We start from the raw sequence: 17,476 nt of genomic DNA on the forward strand, positions 1-17,476 counted from the left end.
AGTTCCTGCGCGACACGGCGCAATCCGGCTACGACGACAGCGCCGAGCTGATCGCACGCTGGCACAACAAGGGACGGCAGATGTACGCGCTCACGCCGCCACCGCCGCACCGCCGATCGCCGAGCCGGCCGACCCGTAGCCGGCACCGAACAGGCTACTGACGAAGCTGGCGCCCTTCGTCAGCGTGCTGTACGCGTTCGACAGGTTGTTGAGGCTGCCAAGCGCACCCGACCCGCCATTCTGGCCGAGCAGCGCACTGCCGACGCCCGAATTGCCCGTCAGCCCCGCCACGTTCGCGACGACGTTCACGACGAGCGGCTTGAGGAAAGCCTGATAGACGGCATCGACGACCGTGACCTTGAACGTGTTGATCAGCGACTGCGTGAAGCTCTTCCAGCCCTTTTCGCCGTTGGTCAGCATCTGCAGGAAGCCGTCGTGGAAGTCCTGGTCGATCTGGCTGACCGTCTTCTTCCACTGGTCGATGACGGGCTTGTTCGACTGGTCGGCGTACCACTGGTTGTACTGCTCGATCAGCTTCTTCTGCGCCTCGGTGCCGTCGCCCGCGTTCGCGATCAGATCCTGCCACTTCTTCGCGTCGATTTCGAGGATCGCGGCCGCCCGCTGCTTTTCGTCGAGGATGCTGTCGGCGGCGAAGCGCGCGTTCTGCTGGCGCAGCTGGTCGGCGCCCGCGAGCGCGTCGCGCTGCGCCTGGATGCTGCCCGTCACCTTCGCGTGCGCATCGGCGAGCGCGAGCAGGTCGTTCTGCTCCTGCGCCGACAGCGGATGGCCGTCCTGCTGCGCCTTGCGGATCACCTCGCGCGCCTCGGCCTCGGCCTGCAGCTGCAGCGTCATCAGCTTGCGCGCCTCGCCCTCAGTGCCATACAGCGCGAGATCCTGATCGAGCGCGGACTGCGACGACTGCTCGGATGCCCACCACTTGTCGAGCTGGGTGTTGTAGACCTGCTGCGCCTCGGCCGCCCGCTTGGTGGCGTCGATCTGCTTTTCGACGGCGGCCAGCTGCTGCGCATAGCCCAGCTGTTCCTTCAGCTGCGCATCCGAGACCTTGCCGATGCGGTCCTTCTGCGCGAGACCGAGCTGCTGCTCGATCTGCATCACCTTCTTGTCGCCGTCGCTGATCTGCGCCTGCTTCGTGCCGTACTGGTCGAGCAGCGCCAGCTGCTGCTGGCGCGCCGCGATGTCGGCCTTCAGCGCCGCGACGTCGCGGTTGCTGGTGGATTCCGCCGTCGACTTCGGCGCGTGGTCGGTGTAACGCTTGTTGATGTCGGCAACGAGGCTGTCATAGGCGCCGCCCGACACCGAATAGCCCGCCTCATCGCTGCCCGTGACCTTGACGCCCTTCAGCAGATCGGCGTTCGGGTTGGACTTAAACAGCTTGACGAACTCGGCCTTGCGCTGGTCGAGTTCCTGCTTTTTCGCGAATGCCTTGTCAAACGAGTGCATCGCCTTGTCGAGACTTTCCGCCGCGGCGATGCCCGCCTTCTGGTCCGCATCGGACTGCGCCTTCGCGAAGGCCGCGACGGCCGACTTGTCGGCCTGCATCTGCAGCGCCATCGCGTCGGCGTCATCCTGCGCGGTATAGACGTTGCGCGGGTCTTCCCACGACGACGTGATGCCGCCGCCGTCGGAGCGCTTGCGCTTGTCCGCGATCGCCTGCAGCTGGTCCTCGGGCGTCTGGTCGCGGCCGATGGCCTTCAGCGCGTCCCACGTATCCGTGATCGAACCCTTGACCGCCCGCCAGGCGCGCTCGACATAGCCGAGCTTCTCGTCGGCGACGTCCGCAAAATGCTGGTGCAGGAGCGACAGGTTGTCCATCAGCGCCTGCTCGGTCTTGCCCGCGTCTTCGAGCGACTTGATGCGCTCGTAGTCCGCCTCCGTCATGTAGTTAAGCTGACGGTTGTGTTCCGTGGCCCATTTCGTGACGCCGTCGGCCATCTTCGCGTAATCGCCTGCGACCTTGTCGGTGCTTTCGCCCGACAGCTTCGCGAACGTGACGACGTCTTCGGTCGCAAGCTGCAGCGCCTGGCCCGACAGCTGCCCCGTCGACACCAGTTCCTGCAGCGCGGTGCGCGCGGTGCCGATGCCCTGCCCGGTGCTGTCGGCGATCGCGCGGGCCATCACCGTGAAGCTGTTCGCCGTGACGCCGGCCGCGTTGCCCGTCAGGATCAGCGAATTGCGCAGTTCTTCGGATTCCTGATGGCCCTTGTAGACGGCCACGGCAAAGGCGGCGATCGCGCCCGCACTGACGCCGATGGCGACGCCGAGCGGACTCATCGCGATGCTGAGCGCGTCGGTCGCTTCGGCCATCACCATCAGCGAACTGCCAAAGCGCGAGAAATTGCCCTGCGCGAGTTCGTGCCCGAGCACGACCAGCTCGGTGCGCGCGCGCGTGCTGTTCAGCGAAAAGCTGTGCAGCGATTCGGCCGCCTCGTCCTGCTTTTTCTTCGCCGCATCGAGCGCGGCGAGATACGGCGCGAGCGCATCGGTCGGGATGCCGCGCTGGCCGGCGAGCACCTCGAAATAGGCGGAACTCGACTTGCTGCCCGCCTCCATCGCCGCCGTCGTGCGCTGGATCGACTGGATCATGCTGCGCGTGGCGGCATCGAGCTTCTTCGCCGACGCATCGCCACCGCTTCCCACCGAGTCGATCGCCTTGCCAGCGGCCGCGCCTTCCTTGGTGACCGACTGCGCCATGTCGCGCGCAGCGTCCTTGACGTCACTGAATCCCTTGCGCGCCTCGGTGGCATCAACGCTCACCCCGAGCTGGACTTTCCGTTCATCAGTCGCCATCGCGCACCACCAGGGAAAAAGGCCCGCGCGCGGCGGGCCTGAAAAAAAGAAACCCGCCGCAGCGGGGTAGTACAGGTGTTACGTCGCGCTTTCGCGCAGCACGCCGAGCGCCGCCATTTCGAGATGCCGCACATCCTCGAACAGCGCGTCGGCCTCATCGGCGGGCAGCCCCAGCCGGTCGATCATCGCGAGCACGACGCAGTAGTCGAGCCCGGTCGGGCCCGCCACGCCCGTGCGCCATTGCGTGCCGAGCCGGCAGAAGAGCAGCACCGCGTCGTGGTTCTCGGGCCAGATTTCGACCTCATCCTTGCGGAACAGCTGGCCGAGGTCGAACGCATTGGCGGGCGCCGCATTGGGCGGCCGATACAGCGCGCCGGCCGCCTCCTTCAGTTTCCCAGGCGGCCCTGCGTGATCGCGTTGCGGTAGCTGTCCATGATGGCCGTGATCGCTGCGGGCAGTTCGTCGGCCAGCTGCTGGACGTTCTCGCGCGTGAACGGCTCGTCGAGGTTCCAGCCCTCGACGGCCTGCATCACGTAGTCCGCATTGGTGCTGCCCGTCTTTTCCATCAGCGCGGCCCACGAGAACGTGTCGTCGGCCGGGCGCTCTTCCTTCGACGCGGCGAACACCTCGTCGATGAAGGTGCCGAATTCCTTGCGGGTGCGGTACTTGTACGTGATCTCGATCGCCGCCTCGCTGCCATCGAGCAGCGCGAACTTGACGACGTGCTTGAAGTTGGCCGGGCGCTGGCCGAGCGTGATTTTTGCCATGATGGATTGCCTCGATATTTTGTGTGGGATGAAAAGCCCCACCGGGAATGACCCCGGCGGGGAAAAGGGCCGCGAACGGCCCCGAGGACAGACTGCGAAACTGCTTACGATGCGTAGCTGATCGAGCGGCCGAGCAGCGACAGCGACGCCGTCACCTGGTTGGCCTGGTTGACGTTCAGCGACGGCATTTCCGACACGCTCATGTAGCCGTAGCCGTACGACGACACGCCACCCGACAGCACCATCTTGAACGCCACCTTGCGCAGCGAACGCGAGATGTCGAGCATCTCCTGATAGTTCACGTTCGACGCGTCGTGGCCGAGCGTCAGCGTGATCGACGTCGGGTTGAAGCCCGTCGGCACGTTGATCGCGTTGCGCTTCGCGAGCGGCGCGATGGTCGTGAACTTCGGGTCACCGCCCTGCGTCGCGATCGTCAGCACCTGCGGGATCTCGACCCAGTTGCTGATCAGCTGCGCGGTGCCGGCACCGCCGCCCGGGTTGTACCAGTCGGTGTCGTTGGTGTTCAGGCCGAGCAGGCTGAACGTGTCGACCGACAGCTGGTCGATCTTGAACACGCTGTCGCTGGCGTCTTCCCAGCCCGACTCGATGAGGATTTCGTTGCCGTCGGCGAAACCGTGCGCGACCGACGTCGCGACGGCCGGATTCGCGTTGCTCAGCGCGGTGATGTTCTTCGCCGCCGCGAACGTTTCGCTGAAATAGAACTTCGATCCTTCGGGGAATGCGTAGGCCACGGTAAGGGCTCCTTCAGATGAAAAAACCCGCGCGAGGCGGGTATCGGACATGCCCCGTAGGGCGAAAAATACCCGCGCGCGGCGGGCCGGTTTGCTGTGGCGGTCCTAGCGATCGGACCAGATGGAAAAATCCTGATGCTTGCCGTAGCGCTTCAGGTCAGCGTCACTGGCCGAGGTGGGCCCGGCCATCGGCTTCGCGTCGAAGGCCGTGGCCGTGATGAATGCTGCCTCGATCTGCAGCGCGAGCGCGTCGGCCTCGGCGCGCCGGTCGCTCCACACCGCAACCTGAAAAAAGCCGTTCTGCTTGTTGGGCACTTCCTTCGCGAGCGGCCGGATCACGAGCCCGCCGATCTGCTGGTAGATCACATACGGGCGCGGCGTGTCGAACGGCGCCTCATCGGGAAACACGCGGGCGCCGACCAGCGGCGACAGCAGCGCGAAGATGCTCGCTTCGACCGTCATGGCGTGCCTCCATTGATGCGTTTGAGCAGCTCGGCAACGGCGGCATCGAGCGCGGCCGGGAACTGCGCCTGCGCCGGCCGCACGAACGGGCGCGCACCGACATGGCGCGGCGCCGGCAGCGGCGCCTTCTTGTCGGTGTACCACTTGCCGTCTCGGCCGAGATAGACCTTGTACTTCTGCAGGTGGCCGTTCTCGACGAGCCAGCCGTGCGGCGCCTTCCGGTGATTCCAGCTCACGTGATAGGTCGCGCGACCCTCGGCCGAGTCATCGCGGCTGTACACCTGATAGATCGAATTCTGCAGGTTGCCCGTCACGCGGCCGATGCTGGCGACGTTGCGCATGACTGCGTCGTACAGCACCTGCGCGGCCGCCTGCGCCGCCGGTCGCACCGCGGCCTCGGCGTTGTCGGCGAGCTCGTCGAGCAGGCTGTCGATGCCGGCCATATCGGCATTGATCGTCAGGCTCACTCGACCACCTCGCACACGAGATCGACGAACGTGCGCTTGTCGTAATCGGGCAGCACCGCCTTCACGCTGAAGACCGTGCCGCCCATGACGACGCGCATGCCCGGCGCAAGGTCGGTGCGCCAGCGCAGGCGGATGCTGCCCTGGATGCGGCTGACATCCGCGCCGGCGGCGATCTGCGCACTGCCCGACTTCACCAGCACATTGCACGGCACGCTGGTCGCCAGATCGACCCATGCCACCGAGGGCTGGCCGACTTCGTCGACGGTGGCCTGCTGCACCTGCACCGTCGCGCGACGGTTGAAGTCACCGATACGCATAAAGTCCCTTGACCCGGTACTGGCCAGTAGCGCCCGTGACCGCAAAGCGGGCCGCGAGAAAGACAGCCACGACCACGCTGCGACCAAATGCGCGTGCCAGCCTGAACGCGCTGGCCGCGCCTCTCATGCGCCGAATGAGTTTCATCAGGCATACCCCATGATCCGGTACGGATCGAGCAGCGTGTCGACGTAGGGCAGCGCCTGCACCGTCACGCGATACGCGACCAGCACTTCCTCGCGGTTTTCGAACAGCGAGCCGACGCGCAGCAGAATCCACGTCTTGATGCCGTCGGGCACCGCAGCGGCGTCGCCATAGCCCGCCGTGAAGCTGATCTTCACCGCGTTGGTCGTGTTCTCGGTGTCGGGCCAGTACGTGTTTGTTTTCGGCGTCAGCACGCCCGGCTCGCTGATGGCATCGACCACATACAGCGACGGGTCGAGTGTCTGCGTGGCGCCCGTCGGGTCAATGTAGGTGACGGCATCGACCGACTGCAGCCGCGGGAACGGGATGTCGATCCGGCTGCCCCGGAAACGCACCGCGTAGTTGCGCATCGTCATCCACGCAGACGGCAGCTGGTCCACGGGCACGTAGCCCGGGATCACGCCGTAATACGTGTAGAACGGGAACGCGTCGAGATAGAGGTCGTACTTCTGCGTCACGAACACGCGCCGGCACACGTTTTCCGCGTGAATCCGGGCGGCCGTGATCAGGCTCTGGATCTTCGCGTCCCACGTCGTGTCGGCGAGGTCGAGGTTCAGGTGCAGCTTCGCCTCCTGAAGCGACACCGGTTCCTCGGCCGGCCCCTGTGTCATCCGGAGGCCCATGCGTTACTCCGCTGCCGGGTTGGACGCGTCGGCTGCTTCGTCGGCCTCGGCCGGCACGCCGATCGCGACGACTTCGGCGCCCTGCCCGGCGGCATAGTCGACCGCATCCGGGTGCGCGTCGAGCGCACCGGCATCGGCCAGCGCCTGGATGAGCGCCTCCGGGCCTTCGGCGATCTGGCCGCACTTCAGGCCGTGTGCGGGATGGTCGACGAGCACACGCGCCTTCGCGGTCTGCCCGGCTTGCGCGGTTTTCGCCGCTTGTGCGGCGGGGTTCTTGGCTGCCATGTTGGCTCCTGCAGGGATGAGGGAAGCGGCGGGCCGAAGCCCGCCGGACTGCGTGATCAGGCCGATCAGGTGGCCGAGTTCGCGTACGTCTTGACGGCGCCGCCCGCGTCGATCAGGTTGCCCCCCGTGCGCAGGAAGCCGACGAAGCCGATCTGGCCGTTCAGCGTGAAGGCCGAGTCAGTCATGCGGAACAGCGTCAGGTCCATCACGTCACGGATGACGTACTTGGACAGCTGGCCGAACGCGATCGACTCGGCGTTCGCGGCCATCACCGGCATGTCCTGGTTGATGTAGATCGGACGGCCCATCAGACGGTCCGGTGCGCCGCCGTTGATCATCGCGTCGCCCTCGTAGCCCGGCACGAAGATCGGGCGGCCCTGGCTGTCCTTGATCTTGCGCACGACCTTCACCGACGAGTCGTGCATCATGTAGCCGACGCCCGGCTGGTTGCGGTAGGCCGGATCGACCGAGTGCTCCAGATCGACGAGGTCGTCATAGATCACCGTCAGCGTCTGGCCGGTAGTGCCCGTCTTGCCCGTGTTGGCGGCGGTGATGAGACCCTTCGGCTGGCCGGTGCCGGTCCCCGTCGTGAAGTGCGCGTTCTGGATACGGCCCAGACGCATCGCCAGCAGCGACTGGATGTACGCCTCGATGTCGATGAACGAGTCCTGCACCAGTTCGAACGGCAGCGCGATCTTCTTCGAGCTGTACTTGTAGACGTCCAGCGAGATGTTGCTGAACGTCGTGTCGAGCGCCGACACCGGGCTGTTCTGGCCGACGATTTCGCCGACTTCCGAGGTCGGGTCGGTCGTCGGGAAATTCATCGACGCACCCGTCGCCGTGCGGATCGCGTGCGCGACGGCACGCATGCCACCGTACGCCTTCATCGCGATTTCCAGCGAGCGCTGGTATTCGGTGGCGACCGTAAAGCCGCCTTCCGTGGTCGTCGTCGTCGACATCGCGTTGCGGATGTCCGGCGTCTGGCGCGCGAGCATGCGGGCGCGGTCTTCGTCGGCCATGTTGGAGATGCCGCCCGACATGAACGCGCGCAGCGCACGCGATTCGTCGCTGTGGGCACCCGGCGTGCGCGTCGCGGCGTTCAGCGCGGCGGTCTGCTGGGCTTCGGGCGTTTCCGCAGCGAGCTGCGCGCGGCGGTTCTCGCGCGCGATGTCGCCGTCGATCGCCTCGATCTCGGCAAGGATCGCATCCATGCGCGTCGCGTCAGCCGACGGCATGCGCTGCTCGGCCGGATACTTGTTGTTCAGGTCGTTGGCTTCCTTGGCCTTCGAATTACGCAGTTCGCGCAGTTGAGCGAGTTTGCTCATGTGTCACTCTCCAGTGTGTTGACCGCTCGCGCAGGTCGTGGGGACGAAAAAAAAACCGCCTTGCGGCGGCCGTTCTCAGTTGCGCGAGGCGCGTCACTGATGGTTGAGGCGGTTCAGCATGCGTAGGCGCTGCTGCTGACGCTCGCGGTGTTCGGCGGTGATGGCGTCGATCGGCGGCTCGGGCGCGGCCGATGCCGACGGCTTCGGCGCGTTCGCGTAGGCGCTCAGATCCCACGATGCCTGCGCCTTCGGTGCGTTCTCGGCGATGCGGTCGACCAGCCCGACGTCGACGGCCTCCTGCGCCGTGAACCACGTCTCGGCGCTCATGTACGCCTTCATGTCGTCGACGCTCTTCCCGCTGCGCTTCGCGTACTGGCTGGCGATCACGCCGTCCGTCTTGTCGAGCAGATCGGCCGTCGCCGTCAGGTCTTCGGCGTTGCCGATGGCCACCGTCCACGCGCAGTGGATCATGTACATCGCGCCGTCCGACATCACGACTTCGTCGGCCGCCGACGCGATCACGGTGGCCGCGCTCGCCGCGACGCCGTCGATGTGCGCGATGACCTTCGCGCCCGTGTCGCGGATCGCGGCGACGATCGACTGTGCGGCGAACACATCACCGCCGGGCGAATTGATGCGCAGGTTGACGGTGCCGCCCTGGATGCCGCGGATCTGCGGCACCAGCGACTGCGCCGAGACACCACCCCACCATTCGGCCGTGTCGTCATCGGCGACGATCGCGTCGTAGAGGTAGATGGTCGTCTCGTCGCCGCTCGTTTCGAGCGCGCGCGGACGCTCCGTCGGCCGGCGGTTGCGCGCCAGCAGCTTGATCAGTTTGCTCATGATGCTCCTTCGTCGGGTTGGCCTGCCGGTTTGGGCGCCGTTTCGGTCGGGCTGGCGGGCTCGGTTGACGCGGCACCAGCTGACGGGTTGACACCGCTGAACAGGACGTCGCCGCCCTCGATCGGCGGCAGCAGCTTGATGTGCCGCACCTCGTTCGGCGTCATCCAGCCCGGCGTGCCGGCGCTGCCCATCGCAATGCGCAGCGCGGCGTTTTCGCCCTGCAGGTCGCCGCGCTCCATGCCGGACACGTCGAACTCGACAAACAGCCGCTGACGGGTCGGCCACAGCTTGCGGTTGAACTCCTGGTTGAACTTCACGAGGTCACGCAGCAGCGTGAACTTAACGAAGCCGCGGCTCATGTTCTCGACGCCACTGCCCCACGAGGTGGTTTTCTCGGTCGAGCCGACCATGAACGGCGGGACGCCGAGCGTGCGGCAGATTTCCTCGAGGTTCCACTTCGAGGTTTCGAGGATCTGCGCGTCGACGGGCGTCATCGTCAGTTCCTTGACCTGCAGGCCGCCCGTCAGGACCGCCGGCAGGTGCGCATTCGCGACGCCGCTGTGCCGCTCGCCCCACGTCGCGCGCAGCAGCCGCGCCTGCTCTTCCGTTATGTCGCCGGGTGTCATCAGCGCGAAGTCGGGACGCGCGCCGTTTGAAAAGAAGCGCGCGCTGTACTCGGCCGCCGCGAGCGACGTGCCGACCGCCTGCCGCGCCGCGTACGTGATCGGGCTCGGGCTGCGGATGCCGTCATAGCCGAGGCTCGGCACGTGGATCATGTCGGCCGGGTGCAGCACATACTCGGCACCGACCAGCGGCTGCACGCGATACCAGAGATCGCCGGCACTATCGCGGAACGGGAACACGCGCAGCGGATGGTGCGCCCGGAACGCCGACACGCCGTTGCTGCGGAATGACGGCCGCACGATCTCGGCAAAACAGTCGCCGTAAAAGAGGCGCGCGGCGACCATGTACTCCCAGAACACGGCGGCCGACACATCCGGCTCGGGCTGCTCGTTCAGCAGCCACCAGTACGGGTGCTCGACGCGCGCCCGGCCGGTCGGCGTGCGCTCGTAGACGGGCATCGGCAGCGTCGAGATCGCGCCCGCGATCAGCGCGACGCATGCGTAGACCGCCGAGACCTTCGTCGCCGTCGTCTCGTTGACGACCGGCCCGGCGTTGCTGATGGCACCGCCGCCGATGATGTTCGCCAGCTCCTGAACCGTGAGGCTCTGCCGCGTCTCGTTCAGGTTGTTGATGCGCCCGGTCGTTTCCGGACCGTGCTGAGCCCGCCAGGCATTCAGCACGGGCGAGCCCGGCACGCGGGCCCGCGCCTGTGCGTTCGCGAATGCTTCTTTGCTCATAGGATGAAGATCCCTGGGGTTGGTGCTGCCTGCGGGTTAAGACTCATCAGGTTCACGGCGTTGAAGGCCGCCATCAGCGGGTCGATCTTCGCCGTCCCGCTGGCCTGCTTTGTGATCAGGATGGCGTTGCCGCGCGGCTCGACCTTCGCGTTGCCGACGCACCACGCCATCATCGGCTGGCCGCCGTGCACCAGCGCGCCCTCGGCGAGCTTGCGCTCCATCGTCTTGATGGCGCCGCCCAGCTTCCAGCCCTGCGAGATGCCGAGCACCTTCTCTTCCGGTATGTCGAGCTCGACGAGCGCGTCCAGCACCCCGCCGATGCCGCCCGGGTCGATGCCGACACGGTCGAGCCTGCCCGACGCCTCGACCTCGGCGACGTAGCCGGCCAGTTCGTGCACGTCATCGCCGATGGCCTCGACCAGCGTCAGGTGGCCGTCCTTCGCAAAATCGGTAAAGCGCGCGGCCTCGGACTTGCGGCGCTCCAGCACGGACGGATGTGCCCATGCATGCGCCCACAACAGCCACTTGCCCGTGCCCTTCTCGCGGCCCAGCACGGCGAGCCCGAGCAGGTCGTCCAGCCCCCCCGCCGTCGATGCCGACGTCGATCACTTCGGAGCGCGCGATCAGCATCGCGAGCGAGATCGCGGCGCCGGCCTGCTGCTGCCAGAAGTCCGCGCCCGCCCAGCGGTCCGAGCGCAGCGCAAGGCCGATCTCGACGTTCGCATGCTTCGCAAGGAAGCCGCGAAACGATTCTTCACCCTCGGTCTGCGCCTTCCTGAACTCGCGCTCCAGGAACTCCTGATCGACCGAATAGCCGAGATTCGGATTGACCATGCCGAGGTTTTCCGGCAGCAGGTGCAGCTTGCGGGCCACCATCTCGGGCGGGTGCTCGAAGATCACGGGCACGAATCGCCGGTCTTCGATCTTGCCGTCGCGCACGTCGCGCGCGTACTGCAGTTTCTGACGGAACACGCCCGCGGGCGGATCGTCGGACTGCGTCGTCAGGTAGATGACGAAGCCTTCGGGCCGCGAGGCCAGCCCGCCGATCGCCTCGCGCAGCATGTTCTCGGCGTCCGGCTGCTTGCCGAACAGCCACAGTTCATCGACCAGCGTGCCGACGCTCTTCTTGCCGCCGACCGTATTCGAGTCAGCTGCAACGACCTTCAGCGTGGCGCCCATCGTGCGGTGCGAGATCGTCTTGACATGGGTCTGCACCTGGAAAAGCTCGTCGAGCTCCTCGTCGTACTTCACCATGTCGCGGCTCGGCGCGAAGCTGTTGTTCGCCACCTCGATGGTCGGCGCGAGAATCGCGTACTCGGCCGACATGCGCCAGTTCAGGATGACGGCCGTCATCATGATCCCGGCCGCGAGCGTCGACTTCGAATTTTTCTTCGGCAGGCAGATGAACCATTCGGTAATCAGCCTGCGCCCCGATTCGGCGTCATAGGCACCGAACACCGACGCCACCAGGTCGAACACCCAGTCCGCGCACGCTTCGCCGAAGGTCGGGCTGCCCGGTGCGTCGACGATCTTGAGCTGCTTGAACACCTCCAGCGCCTGCGCGGCCTGGTCCGGGAAAATCGGCGGCGGAATGATCGAGCGGCCAGTGCGCAGCCGGTCTGCCCAGTCGGGACACGCAGTCGTCCATTCCATGATCAGACCTTCCTGCCGCCAGACGCGATCAGCTTCGGCGGCGCCGTCGGCGCGAACTTGCCCCTCGCGACCTTCTGCGCCGCTTCCTTCTGGACGTCCTTCTTGCCCTTGGTTGCCTCTTCAGGCTTCGCCTCGACCCAGCCTGCCCGCGTCTTCATCCAGAAAATTGCGGCGACGACGTTCGGCTTGTTCTTGTCGGTCGCCTGCCGGAACAGGCTTTGCGCGACCTGCGCGTTCGCCTGCACGTAACCGATCTCCAGCTCGCGCCGGAAGTACTTGCGCATGGTCGGCTCGGAAATCCCGAGCAGCGCGGCGATGTTGGCTCCGTCGATACCCATGCCGGACAGCATCTTGACCTGCTCCCGGTCCCTGTCCGTTGGTTTGTATGCTGGACGGCCCATTATTTACCTCGCTATGCCGCGTCCATCACGGCTGCGTGCTGCCTGCACTGACTTCGTCGAACGCGCGCCCGTCGCTTTCCAGCGTGGCCTGCTTGCCGGTGAATTCCTGCCAGCGCTTGACGATAACGTCGCAGTACTTCGGGTCCAGCTCCATCAGGCGAGCCATGCGGCCAGTTTTTTCGCAGGCAATCAGCGTCGAGCCAGATCCACCGAACAGGTCGAGCACGGTCTCTCCCTTGTCCGAAACGCTGCCTATGGCGAATTCGACAAGTTCTACCGGCTTCTGCGTCGGATGATGCTCCGGAGGGTCGCGGTCAAACTCCCACACATCGCGCGCCCGACCGCCACGAAGCTCCACGCGCCCTTTGTGCGCGAAGATGATCAACTCGTGCTGGCCAGCGAATGCGCCAGTGAGATCGCCCATCGACCAGTTGTTCTTCTTCCAGACGATCAGGTTTTTGTACGCAAAATGCTCGTCCACCTTTGCGCGCCACTGATGAATCGTCTGGTGCGATCCGCAGATGAATGCCGCAGCATCATCCTTCATCGCCGAATAAGCGGCAGGCATGAAGTCAAGCAGCACGTCATCGTTCATCAGCATTTCATGCTTTTTCTGATGGTTCGATACGTATCGGTATCCATACGGCGGATCAGTAAAAAGCACTCCAGCCAGCGAGCCCGCCATCAGCTCCCCGACAGCATCAATGCTCGTCGAATCGCCGCACATGAGGCGATGCTTGCCCAGCAGCCACACGTCGCCAAGTTTCGTCACTGGATCTGTGGGCGGCTCCGGAATATCGTCTGGGTCAGTGTTGCCTTCGACTTCTTCGATCTCGACATCCATTTCATCGAATTCCTCAAGCGAGAAACCCGTCAACGTGATGTCAAATCCCGCGTCGGTCAGCTCTTCAAGCTCAAGCTTCAGAAGCGCGTCATCCCATCCGGAATTGAGTGCCAGCTTGTTGTCGGCGATGACGTACGCCTTGCGCTGCGTCTCCGTCAGGTAGTCGAGCACGATGCACGGCACCACTTCCATCGCCAGCTTGCGGGCCGCCATGACGCGACCATGGCCCGCGATGATGCCGCCGTCGCCGTCGATCAGTACCGGGTTCGTGAAACCGAACTCGCGGATCGAGGCGGCGATCTGCGCAACCTGGGCGTCGTCATGGGTGCGGCTGTTGCGGGCGTACGGGATCAGCGCCGCCACCTCGCGCATGACGATGGATTCCGATGCGTGCATGGGTTCTTTTTAGGGGAAAAAAATTCTGTGCGTGGGGTACCGGTCGGTTTCGCCGCCTGGCGGGCCTCAGACTTTCGCCCCCCCCCCCCCCCCCCCGGGGTAGGTCGCCTTGCCATCTGCTTTGGGAGCCGCCAGGCGGCCTCACAAGGGGCTCTCTCACCGCCTCGCACGCGCGGCGGCTTCTGCTGCTGTCTTCGCCTTGTGGCAGTCGTCGCACAGCGGCTGCAGGTTCGCATCGTCGTTGCCGCCGCCCTGCTCAAGTGACACTACATGGTCGATCTGATCGCGGTTCGCCACCCACACGCGCCCGCATCCTGCACACCGGTGACCGTGAGCCAGTGCGACACGCTGGCGCGTCTTCATCCACACGCTGCCGCGCACGCGCTCGGTCGCACCCGCCTTCACTTCGAGCGTCTTTACCCGGCTGAGTGTTGAGGCCGCGAGGCGCGGCTTCAGCGTCCGCAGTCTGGTCATCGTGAGGTCTCGTCGGTTGCAACCCAAAAGAAGTCGGCGGCGTCATCGAACGCCATTGGAGCTAACCATGACGATCGGGCTTCCCAACGCAGCAGGATGCTGAATACTTCGAGCATGTCATCGAAGTCGAACATCGCAGCTCCAATGCAAAAAGCCCGCTAGGCTTTCGCTTGGCGGGCTTTGTTGTTGATGCGCGGTCTGCTAACGTTACGAGTTCTCACACTCAACATCGACAGACCATGTCAAATACCAACAGACCAAAAATTCCTGATCCGCAGCCAGTGTACCGTGGCCCCGTTCGCGACCACAACAACAAGCGCCCGACGACTCCAACGGGCAGGCCGCCGATCCCGACTAGATCAAAATAGACGCGAGCGCCGCGACGACGAAAATCAAGGGACTGGCTACCGCCCCGAGGCGTAGCCGGTTCAACCAGCCCGCGACCGAACCGTTTCGCTTTACGGAAGCGTCGATGCGACGCTGAAACCCCAGCAGTTCCTCTTCCTTGAGAATCAGCAGGTCAAACCCCGGTTGACTCAGGTTCTTCGGCTCGTTGTACACCGGCGGGATCGCCCGAATCATCAGGCACTTGCACACCAGCAAGCTGCTAAGAACAAAAAACCAAGCGCAAAATGCTCCGGCCGCAATCGAAAACCAAGTCCACTGATGTTGCTGCATAGCGGTCGCCGCGTAAGTCATACTACCAGCCATTGCCGCCAAGAATACTGTTAGCGTCGTCGCGGAGTCTTTGGCGAGATTGTCCGCAGAAACATGTTGCGCCTTCATGTTTTCTACAGCCGCCTGCTCGATCCAATCCAACCGACTTTTCTCGTCTGGGTCCATTTTCCCCATCATCTCCACCAAATAAGAAAGCCCGCGTGCTTTCGCTTGCGGGCTTCGTGTTCGCACCATCGGTACGGTATATGAAAACGGAGTTTATGCGGGCGTTTCCCGCAGGTCAAGCGTGGCTGATGATCATACCGATCTTGTCGAGCCGTTCAGCGAATGCCGTGAGTCCGTCCTTCTCCAGTTCACGGATGCACTTGCGTATCGCCGTGATGTGACGCTCGGCTGCGTTCTTCGGGATGCCGAGGTGCTTCGCTGTCTCCAGCGGACTGACCTTCTCGCCGAAGTACTTCATCAGCACCGCAACCCGGAACTCCTTCACGGGCAGCACGGGCGTTAGCGTCAGCGCAACATAGTCGGCCAGCTGGTTGACCGCCTCTTCGAACACCCGACTCAACCGCCAGCCACGGCAGCATGCACGACGGCAATCACATCGCTCGCTGCGCGTGAGCTTGCCCGTGACGAGCGCGGCGAGCTGCCAGTAATCGATGTGCTGCAGCTCGGCGAACACCATGCCGGCCTGACCTGCGCCATCCAGACCGATCAGGCCGCGCCCGCTACCCGACGCACCGCGCTGCAGGATCTTCCCCATTGCCGACATCGCGTATTGCTGGCTCGAATAGTTGCATGCGAAGACGATCGCCTCTTGTGCGCTCTTGAAAATGCCTTCGTGCTTGATTTCCATATCCGCCTTTTTGTTATTCGCTCGGTCGATCATCCTGCAATGACGTAGAAGTTGATGCTCCAGTGGAGTAACCATTCGACGAGCGCGCCGCGCAGCTCCGGCGCACGGGGAAATGGATACTCAATTTGCGACGCGCCGAGCTCGCAATGCCCGACAAACGGGCAGCCATCGAAGGCGACTAACGTCACGCCGGACTCATCGCCGACACGCTGCGCCGATGTCTCGCGCAACCGGAGTGGCACGTCTTCAAGGTTGACGTATGCGTGTGCGCTCATGATCCGGCGGCCTCGGCGAGCGGCCGATGATCGACGGTAATCGTCACGATCGCCTCTTCGATGGTGTTGTAGTTGCCCATACGCGACGACAGGTGAACGCCAATCCGCACTTGCGGCGAGTTCACATCAACGCCCGCGAGCTGCGCAACGTGCGCGCCGAGGACGTCTTTCATGGCGTGTCCGTCCAGCACAGCGCGGTGCGTCGTGGTGTGCGTCTTCGATTCATGGTTTTTGATCTCGCTCACTATTGCCCCCTTACATCCCATTCAAGATCGCCGCTTTCCAAGAACGCCCTGAAGGTCTTGAAATACGGTCCAGTGAAAATTTGAACCCGCAGCGTGCCGTCGGATTGAAACGGCCCGGCGACGTACTCTTTCAAGTCTTCCGGCACTTCGACGTCGACCATGATGTAGCTGCGCCCGCGCGTGCTGCGGTCGCGTGATTCGCGTTCTGGACCGATCAATCGAACTGCGTTGAACCAACCGCCGTGATACGTCGACTGCCTGTTGCCTCGCACTGTCGCCATCCGCTTCAGCGGGAGGTTTGCGAATACCTGCATTAAGCTGCCTCCTTCAATTCAATCCCCAACTTCCGCGCGCGCACCGGCTTCCATGCATCGAACGCGACATCCCACGCGGCAAATTTCTGCTCGCGCAACCCCGGCCCTTGGTCAATCAGCACGTGGCAGTTCGCGCACCCTGGCACCGTGAATTCATGCTTCGCCTTGATGCCCATGCCCTTCCCGTGCTTCCCCTGATTCGAGTGACACGGCACGACCGTTTCGCCACCTCCAAGGCAGCCGCGCAATCTGAGGAAGCACGGTTCGCCTCGGCACGCGGCCAGATACTTCGAGCCCTCTGCAACCGTCGGCTTCTTGATTCGTGACTTCATGCGAGCACGGCGCAATGGCGTATCGGGCAGCGGCATATCCTTGCGCGACCAGCTGCCGCGTGACATCGGCTTCGTGCGCGACTTGAAACCGGATCGCTTCAAGCAGCCTCCGCGGGCGCCGGCAGAAACACGACGAGGCTGAGCACTGGAAAGTCGCCAGCGCGGCCGATGATCGCGTGCGAGTCGAATACCTGCAGCCCCAGCGAACGCGCGAGACCATGCTCGACCGCAGCGCCGCGAGACTTTTCCCAACCTGGCAGCAACACAATGCCGTCGCAGTCCATCAGTAGCTTCAGGTCCGCGCGCATGTAATCGAGCCATACTGCATTCGGCCCAAGCTCGACATTGGCCGGGTTCTCAACCTCGAACCCCATCGCGCGCAAACGCGCGGCCTCTACGTGGAAAGCTGGCTTGTTCAGGCCAGGGAGCCCCGTCATCGGGCCAGAGACGTACAGCTTCATGCTGCAGCCCTCCCCACCAACACCATCGCGCGCACAGACGCCGCGACGATGTCCGCCACTGCGGCGTGATTCGCGAGCAGATCGGCATGGCGCGCGCACTGCGCGAGCCACTTCTGGTTCGCGACGTAGGCATCCGAATGCGGGAACGGCTTCCCGGTGTACGAGAATGCGCGGAATCGCGTGTCCGACATCGCGACCAGATGCCCCGACTGGACGAGCGATTCCACCTTACGCATAACAGACTTGTGATCGAGGCCAACGCCAGCTGCGCATTGCGGTCGCGTCGTATTCGGATTGACTTGGAACCATTCGCATACCAGACGCTGCTCCATGCTCAT

General features: G+C 64.4%; 26 protein-coding genes. All 26 read right to left on the reverse strand.

The annotated features are described in order from the left end of the window. Window positions 1–90: 90 nt before the first annotated feature. Window positions 91–2,808, reverse strand: coding sequence for a phage tail length tape measure family protein (locus tag H3V53_RS13905; RefSeq protein WP_336598412.1), 2,718 nt, complete (start codon window positions 2,806–2,808; stop codon window positions 91–93). 78 nt (window positions 2,809–2,886) lie between these two features. Next, complete coding sequence (locus H3V53_RS13910; protein ID WP_336598502.1) at window positions 2,887–3,198, reverse strand: DUF1799 domain-containing protein; 312 nt, start codon at window positions 3,196–3,198, stop codon at window positions 2,887–2,889. Next, entirely contained in the window at window positions 3,195–3,575 is a 381-nt protein-coding gene (locus tag H3V53_RS13915) for a phage tail assembly chaperone (protein ID WP_336598413.1), read from the reverse strand. Before H3V53_RS13915 ends, H3V53_RS13910 begins: the two co-directional genes overlap by 4 nt. A 104-nt stretch (window positions 3,576–3,679) precedes the next feature. Continuing rightward, window positions 3,680–4,327, reverse strand: coding sequence for a phage tail tube protein (locus H3V53_RS13920; RefSeq protein ID WP_336598414.1), 648 nt, complete (start codon window positions 4,325–4,327; stop codon window positions 3,680–3,682). 105 nt (window positions 4,328–4,432) lie between these two features. Further along, entirely contained in the window at window positions 4,433–4,789 is a 357-nt protein-coding gene (locus tag H3V53_RS13925) for a DUF3168 domain-containing protein (RefSeq protein ID WP_336598415.1), read from the reverse strand. Continuing rightward, window positions 4,786–5,256: an HK97 gp10 family phage protein gene (locus tag H3V53_RS13930; RefSeq protein WP_336598416.1), complete on the reverse strand. Its 471-nt coding sequence runs from the start codon at window positions 5,254–5,256 to the stop codon at window positions 4,786–4,788. The genes H3V53_RS13925 and H3V53_RS13930 overlap by 4 nt, the downstream gene beginning before the upstream one ends. Continuing rightward, on the reverse strand, window positions 5,253–5,573 hold the full coding sequence (locus tag H3V53_RS13935; RefSeq protein WP_336598417.1) for a phage head closure protein: 321 nt from the start codon (window positions 5,571–5,573) through the stop codon (window positions 5,253–5,255). Before H3V53_RS13935 ends, H3V53_RS13930 begins: the two co-directional genes overlap by 4 nt. Window positions 5,574–5,717: 144 nt before the next feature. Beyond that, window positions 5,718–6,398, reverse strand: a complete 681-nt coding sequence (locus H3V53_RS13940) for a head-tail connector protein (RefSeq protein WP_336598418.1) — start codon at window positions 6,396–6,398, stop codon at window positions 5,718–5,720. A 3-nt stretch (window positions 6,399–6,401) separates the two neighbouring features. Continuing rightward, window positions 6,402–6,683: a hypothetical protein gene (locus tag H3V53_RS13945; RefSeq protein WP_336598419.1), complete on the reverse strand. Its 282-nt coding sequence runs from the start codon at window positions 6,681–6,683 to the stop codon at window positions 6,402–6,404. 65 nt (window positions 6,684–6,748) lie between these two features. Beyond that, window positions 6,749–8,008, reverse strand: coding sequence for a phage major capsid protein (locus tag H3V53_RS13950; RefSeq protein WP_336598420.1), 1,260 nt, complete (start codon window positions 8,006–8,008; stop codon window positions 6,749–6,751). Window positions 8,009–8,101: 93 nt separating this feature from the next. Beyond that, entirely contained in the window at window positions 8,102–8,851 is a 750-nt protein-coding gene (locus tag H3V53_RS13955) for a head maturation protease, ClpP-related (RefSeq protein ID WP_336598421.1), read from the reverse strand. After that, window positions 8,848–10,212 carry a phage portal protein gene (locus tag H3V53_RS13960; RefSeq protein WP_336598422.1) on the reverse strand — a complete coding sequence of 455 codons (1,365 nt, stop codon included), beginning with the start codon at window positions 10,210–10,212 and terminating at the stop codon, window positions 8,848–8,850. Before H3V53_RS13960 ends, H3V53_RS13955 begins: the two co-directional genes overlap by 4 nt. After that, window positions 10,209–10,700 carry a terminase TerL endonuclease subunit gene (locus H3V53_RS13965; RefSeq protein ID WP_336598423.1) on the reverse strand — a complete coding sequence of 164 codons (492 nt, stop codon included), beginning with the start codon at window positions 10,698–10,700 and terminating at the stop codon, window positions 10,209–10,211. The genes H3V53_RS13960 and H3V53_RS13965 overlap by 4 nt, the downstream gene beginning before the upstream one ends. After that, window positions 10,612–11,865: a terminase large subunit domain-containing protein gene (locus tag H3V53_RS13970; RefSeq protein ID WP_336598424.1), complete on the reverse strand. Its 1,254-nt coding sequence runs from the start codon at window positions 11,863–11,865 to the stop codon at window positions 10,612–10,614. The genes H3V53_RS13965 and H3V53_RS13970 overlap by 89 nt, the downstream gene beginning before the upstream one ends. Window positions 11,866–11,867: 2 nt before the next feature. After that, on the reverse strand, window positions 11,868–12,266 hold the full coding sequence (locus H3V53_RS13975) for a hypothetical protein (protein WP_336598425.1): 399 nt from the start codon (window positions 12,264–12,266) through the stop codon (window positions 11,868–11,870). Between the two features lie 25 nt (window positions 12,267–12,291). Continuing rightward, window positions 12,292–13,506 (reverse strand): site-specific DNA-methyltransferase, encoded by a 1,215-nt coding sequence (locus H3V53_RS13980; protein ID WP_336598426.1) that lies wholly within the window; start codon window positions 13,504–13,506, stop codon window positions 12,292–12,294. A 156-nt stretch (window positions 13,507–13,662) separates the two neighbouring features. After that, a complete protein-coding gene (locus tag H3V53_RS13985) occupies window positions 13,663–13,980 on the reverse strand; it encodes an HNH endonuclease (RefSeq protein ID WP_336598427.1) in 318 nt (105 codons plus the stop codon). Then, window positions 13,977–14,114: a hypothetical protein gene (locus H3V53_RS13990; protein ID WP_336598428.1), complete on the reverse strand. Its 138-nt coding sequence runs from the start codon at window positions 14,112–14,114 to the stop codon at window positions 13,977–13,979. The genes H3V53_RS13985 and H3V53_RS13990 overlap by 4 nt, the downstream gene beginning before the upstream one ends. A 220-nt stretch (window positions 14,115–14,334) precedes the next feature. Further along, window positions 14,335–14,823: a hypothetical protein gene (locus H3V53_RS13995; protein ID WP_336598429.1), complete on the reverse strand. Its 489-nt coding sequence runs from the start codon at window positions 14,821–14,823 to the stop codon at window positions 14,335–14,337. A gap of 115 nt (window positions 14,824–14,938) precedes the next feature. Next, window positions 14,939–15,511, reverse strand: coding sequence for a hypothetical protein (locus tag H3V53_RS14000; RefSeq protein ID WP_336598430.1), 573 nt, complete (start codon window positions 15,509–15,511; stop codon window positions 14,939–14,941). Between the two features lie 29 nt (window positions 15,512–15,540). Further along, window positions 15,541–15,786: a hypothetical protein gene (locus tag H3V53_RS14005; RefSeq protein WP_336598431.1), complete on the reverse strand. Its 246-nt coding sequence runs from the start codon at window positions 15,784–15,786 to the stop codon at window positions 15,541–15,543. Next, a complete protein-coding gene (locus H3V53_RS14010) occupies window positions 15,783–15,959 on the reverse strand; it encodes a hypothetical protein (RefSeq protein ID WP_336598432.1) in 177 nt (58 codons plus the stop codon). The genes H3V53_RS14005 and H3V53_RS14010 overlap by 4 nt, the downstream gene beginning before the upstream one ends. 71 nt (window positions 15,960–16,030) lie before the next feature. After that, on the reverse strand, window positions 16,031–16,345 hold the full coding sequence (locus H3V53_RS14015; RefSeq protein ID WP_336598433.1) for a hypothetical protein: 315 nt from the start codon (window positions 16,343–16,345) through the stop codon (window positions 16,031–16,033). After that, window positions 16,345–16,779, reverse strand: a complete 435-nt coding sequence (locus H3V53_RS14020; protein ID WP_336598434.1) for a hypothetical protein — start codon at window positions 16,777–16,779, stop codon at window positions 16,345–16,347. Before H3V53_RS14020 ends, H3V53_RS14015 begins: the two co-directional genes overlap by 1 nt. Further along, window positions 16,776–17,138, reverse strand: a complete 363-nt coding sequence (locus tag H3V53_RS14025; RefSeq protein ID WP_336598435.1) for a DUF4406 domain-containing protein — start codon at window positions 17,136–17,138, stop codon at window positions 16,776–16,778. The genes H3V53_RS14020 and H3V53_RS14025 overlap by 4 nt, the downstream gene beginning before the upstream one ends. After that, window positions 17,135–17,374, reverse strand: coding sequence for a hypothetical protein (locus H3V53_RS14030; protein WP_336598436.1), 240 nt, complete (start codon window positions 17,372–17,374; stop codon window positions 17,135–17,137). Before H3V53_RS14030 ends, H3V53_RS14025 begins: the two co-directional genes overlap by 4 nt. Window positions 17,375–17,476: the final 102 nt, after the last annotated feature.

The organism is Paraburkholderia bengalensis (assembly GCF_037126505.1).
Taxonomy (GTDB): domain Bacteria; phylum Pseudomonadota; class Gammaproteobacteria; order Burkholderiales; family Burkholderiaceae; genus Paraburkholderia; species Paraburkholderia bengalensis.

Excerpts from the sequence above, each read along its gene's own strand:
- H3V53_RS13905 (WP_336598412.1), bottom strand. The coding sequence starts at position 2,808 with ATGGCGACTGATGAACGGAAAGTCCAGCTCGGGGTGAGCGTTGATGCC.
- H3V53_RS13915 (WP_336598413.1), bottom strand. The coding sequence starts at position 3,575 with ATGGCAAAAATCACGCTCGGCCAGCGCCCGGCCAACTTCAAGCACGTC.
- H3V53_RS13925 (WP_336598415.1), bottom strand. The coding sequence starts at position 4,789 with ATGACGGTCGAAGCGAGCATCTTCGCGCTGCTGTCGCCGCTGGTCGGC.
- H3V53_RS13935 (WP_336598417.1), bottom strand. The coding sequence starts at position 5,573 with ATGCGTATCGGTGACTTCAACCGTCGCGCGACGGTGCAGGTGCAGCAG.
- H3V53_RS13940 (WP_336598418.1), bottom strand. The coding sequence starts at position 6,398 with ATGGGCCTCCGGATGACACAGGGGCCGGCCGAGGAACCGGTGTCGCTT.
- H3V53_RS13945 (WP_336598419.1), bottom strand. The coding sequence starts at position 6,683 with ATGGCAGCCAAGAACCCCGCCGCACAAGCGGCGAAAACCGCGCAAGCC.
- H3V53_RS13950 (WP_336598420.1), bottom strand. The coding sequence starts at position 8,008 with ATGAGCAAACTCGCTCAACTGCGCGAACTGCGTAATTCGAAGGCCAAG.
- H3V53_RS13955 (WP_336598421.1), bottom strand. The coding sequence starts at position 8,851 with ATGAGCAAACTGATCAAGCTGCTGGCGCGCAACCGCCGGCCGACGGAG.
- H3V53_RS13960 (WP_336598422.1), bottom strand. The coding sequence starts at position 10,212 with ATGAGCAAAGAAGCATTCGCGAACGCACAGGCGCGGGCCCGCGTGCCG.
- H3V53_RS13970 (WP_336598424.1), bottom strand. The coding sequence starts at position 11,865 with ATGGAATGGACGACTGCGTGTCCCGACTGGGCAGACCGGCTGCGCACT.
- H3V53_RS13975 (WP_336598425.1), bottom strand. The coding sequence starts at position 12,266 with ATGGGCCGTCCAGCATACAAACCAACGGACAGGGACCGGGAGCAGGTC.
- H3V53_RS13980 (WP_336598426.1), bottom strand. The coding sequence starts at position 13,506 with ATGCACGCATCGGAATCCATCGTCATGCGCGAGGTGGCGGCGCTGATC.
- H3V53_RS13985 (WP_336598427.1), bottom strand. The coding sequence starts at position 13,980 with ATGACCAGACTGCGGACGCTGAAGCCGCGCCTCGCGGCCTCAACACTC.
- H3V53_RS13990 (WP_336598428.1), bottom strand. The coding sequence starts at position 14,114 with ATGTTCGACTTCGATGACATGCTCGAAGTATTCAGCATCCTGCTGCGT.
- H3V53_RS13995 (WP_336598429.1), bottom strand. The coding sequence starts at position 14,823 with ATGGACCCAGACGAGAAAAGTCGGTTGGATTGGATCGAGCAGGCGGCT.
- H3V53_RS14000 (WP_336598430.1), bottom strand. The coding sequence starts at position 15,511 with ATGGAAATCAAGCACGAAGGCATTTTCAAGAGCGCACAAGAGGCGATC.
- H3V53_RS14005 (WP_336598431.1), bottom strand. The coding sequence starts at position 15,786 with ATGAGCGCACACGCATACGTCAACCTTGAAGACGTGCCACTCCGGTTG.
- H3V53_RS14010 (WP_336598432.1), bottom strand. The coding sequence starts at position 15,959 with ATGAAAGACGTCCTCGGCGCGCACGTTGCGCAGCTCGCGGGCGTTGAT.
- H3V53_RS14015 (WP_336598433.1), bottom strand. The coding sequence starts at position 16,345 with ATGCAGGTATTCGCAAACCTCCCGCTGAAGCGGATGGCGACAGTGCGA.
- H3V53_RS14025 (WP_336598435.1), bottom strand. The coding sequence starts at position 17,138 with ATGAAGCTGTACGTCTCTGGCCCGATGACGGGGCTCCCTGGCCTGAAC.
- H3V53_RS14030 (WP_336598436.1), bottom strand. The coding sequence starts at position 17,374 with ATGCGTAAGGTGGAATCGCTCGTCCAGTCGGGGCATCTGGTCGCGATG.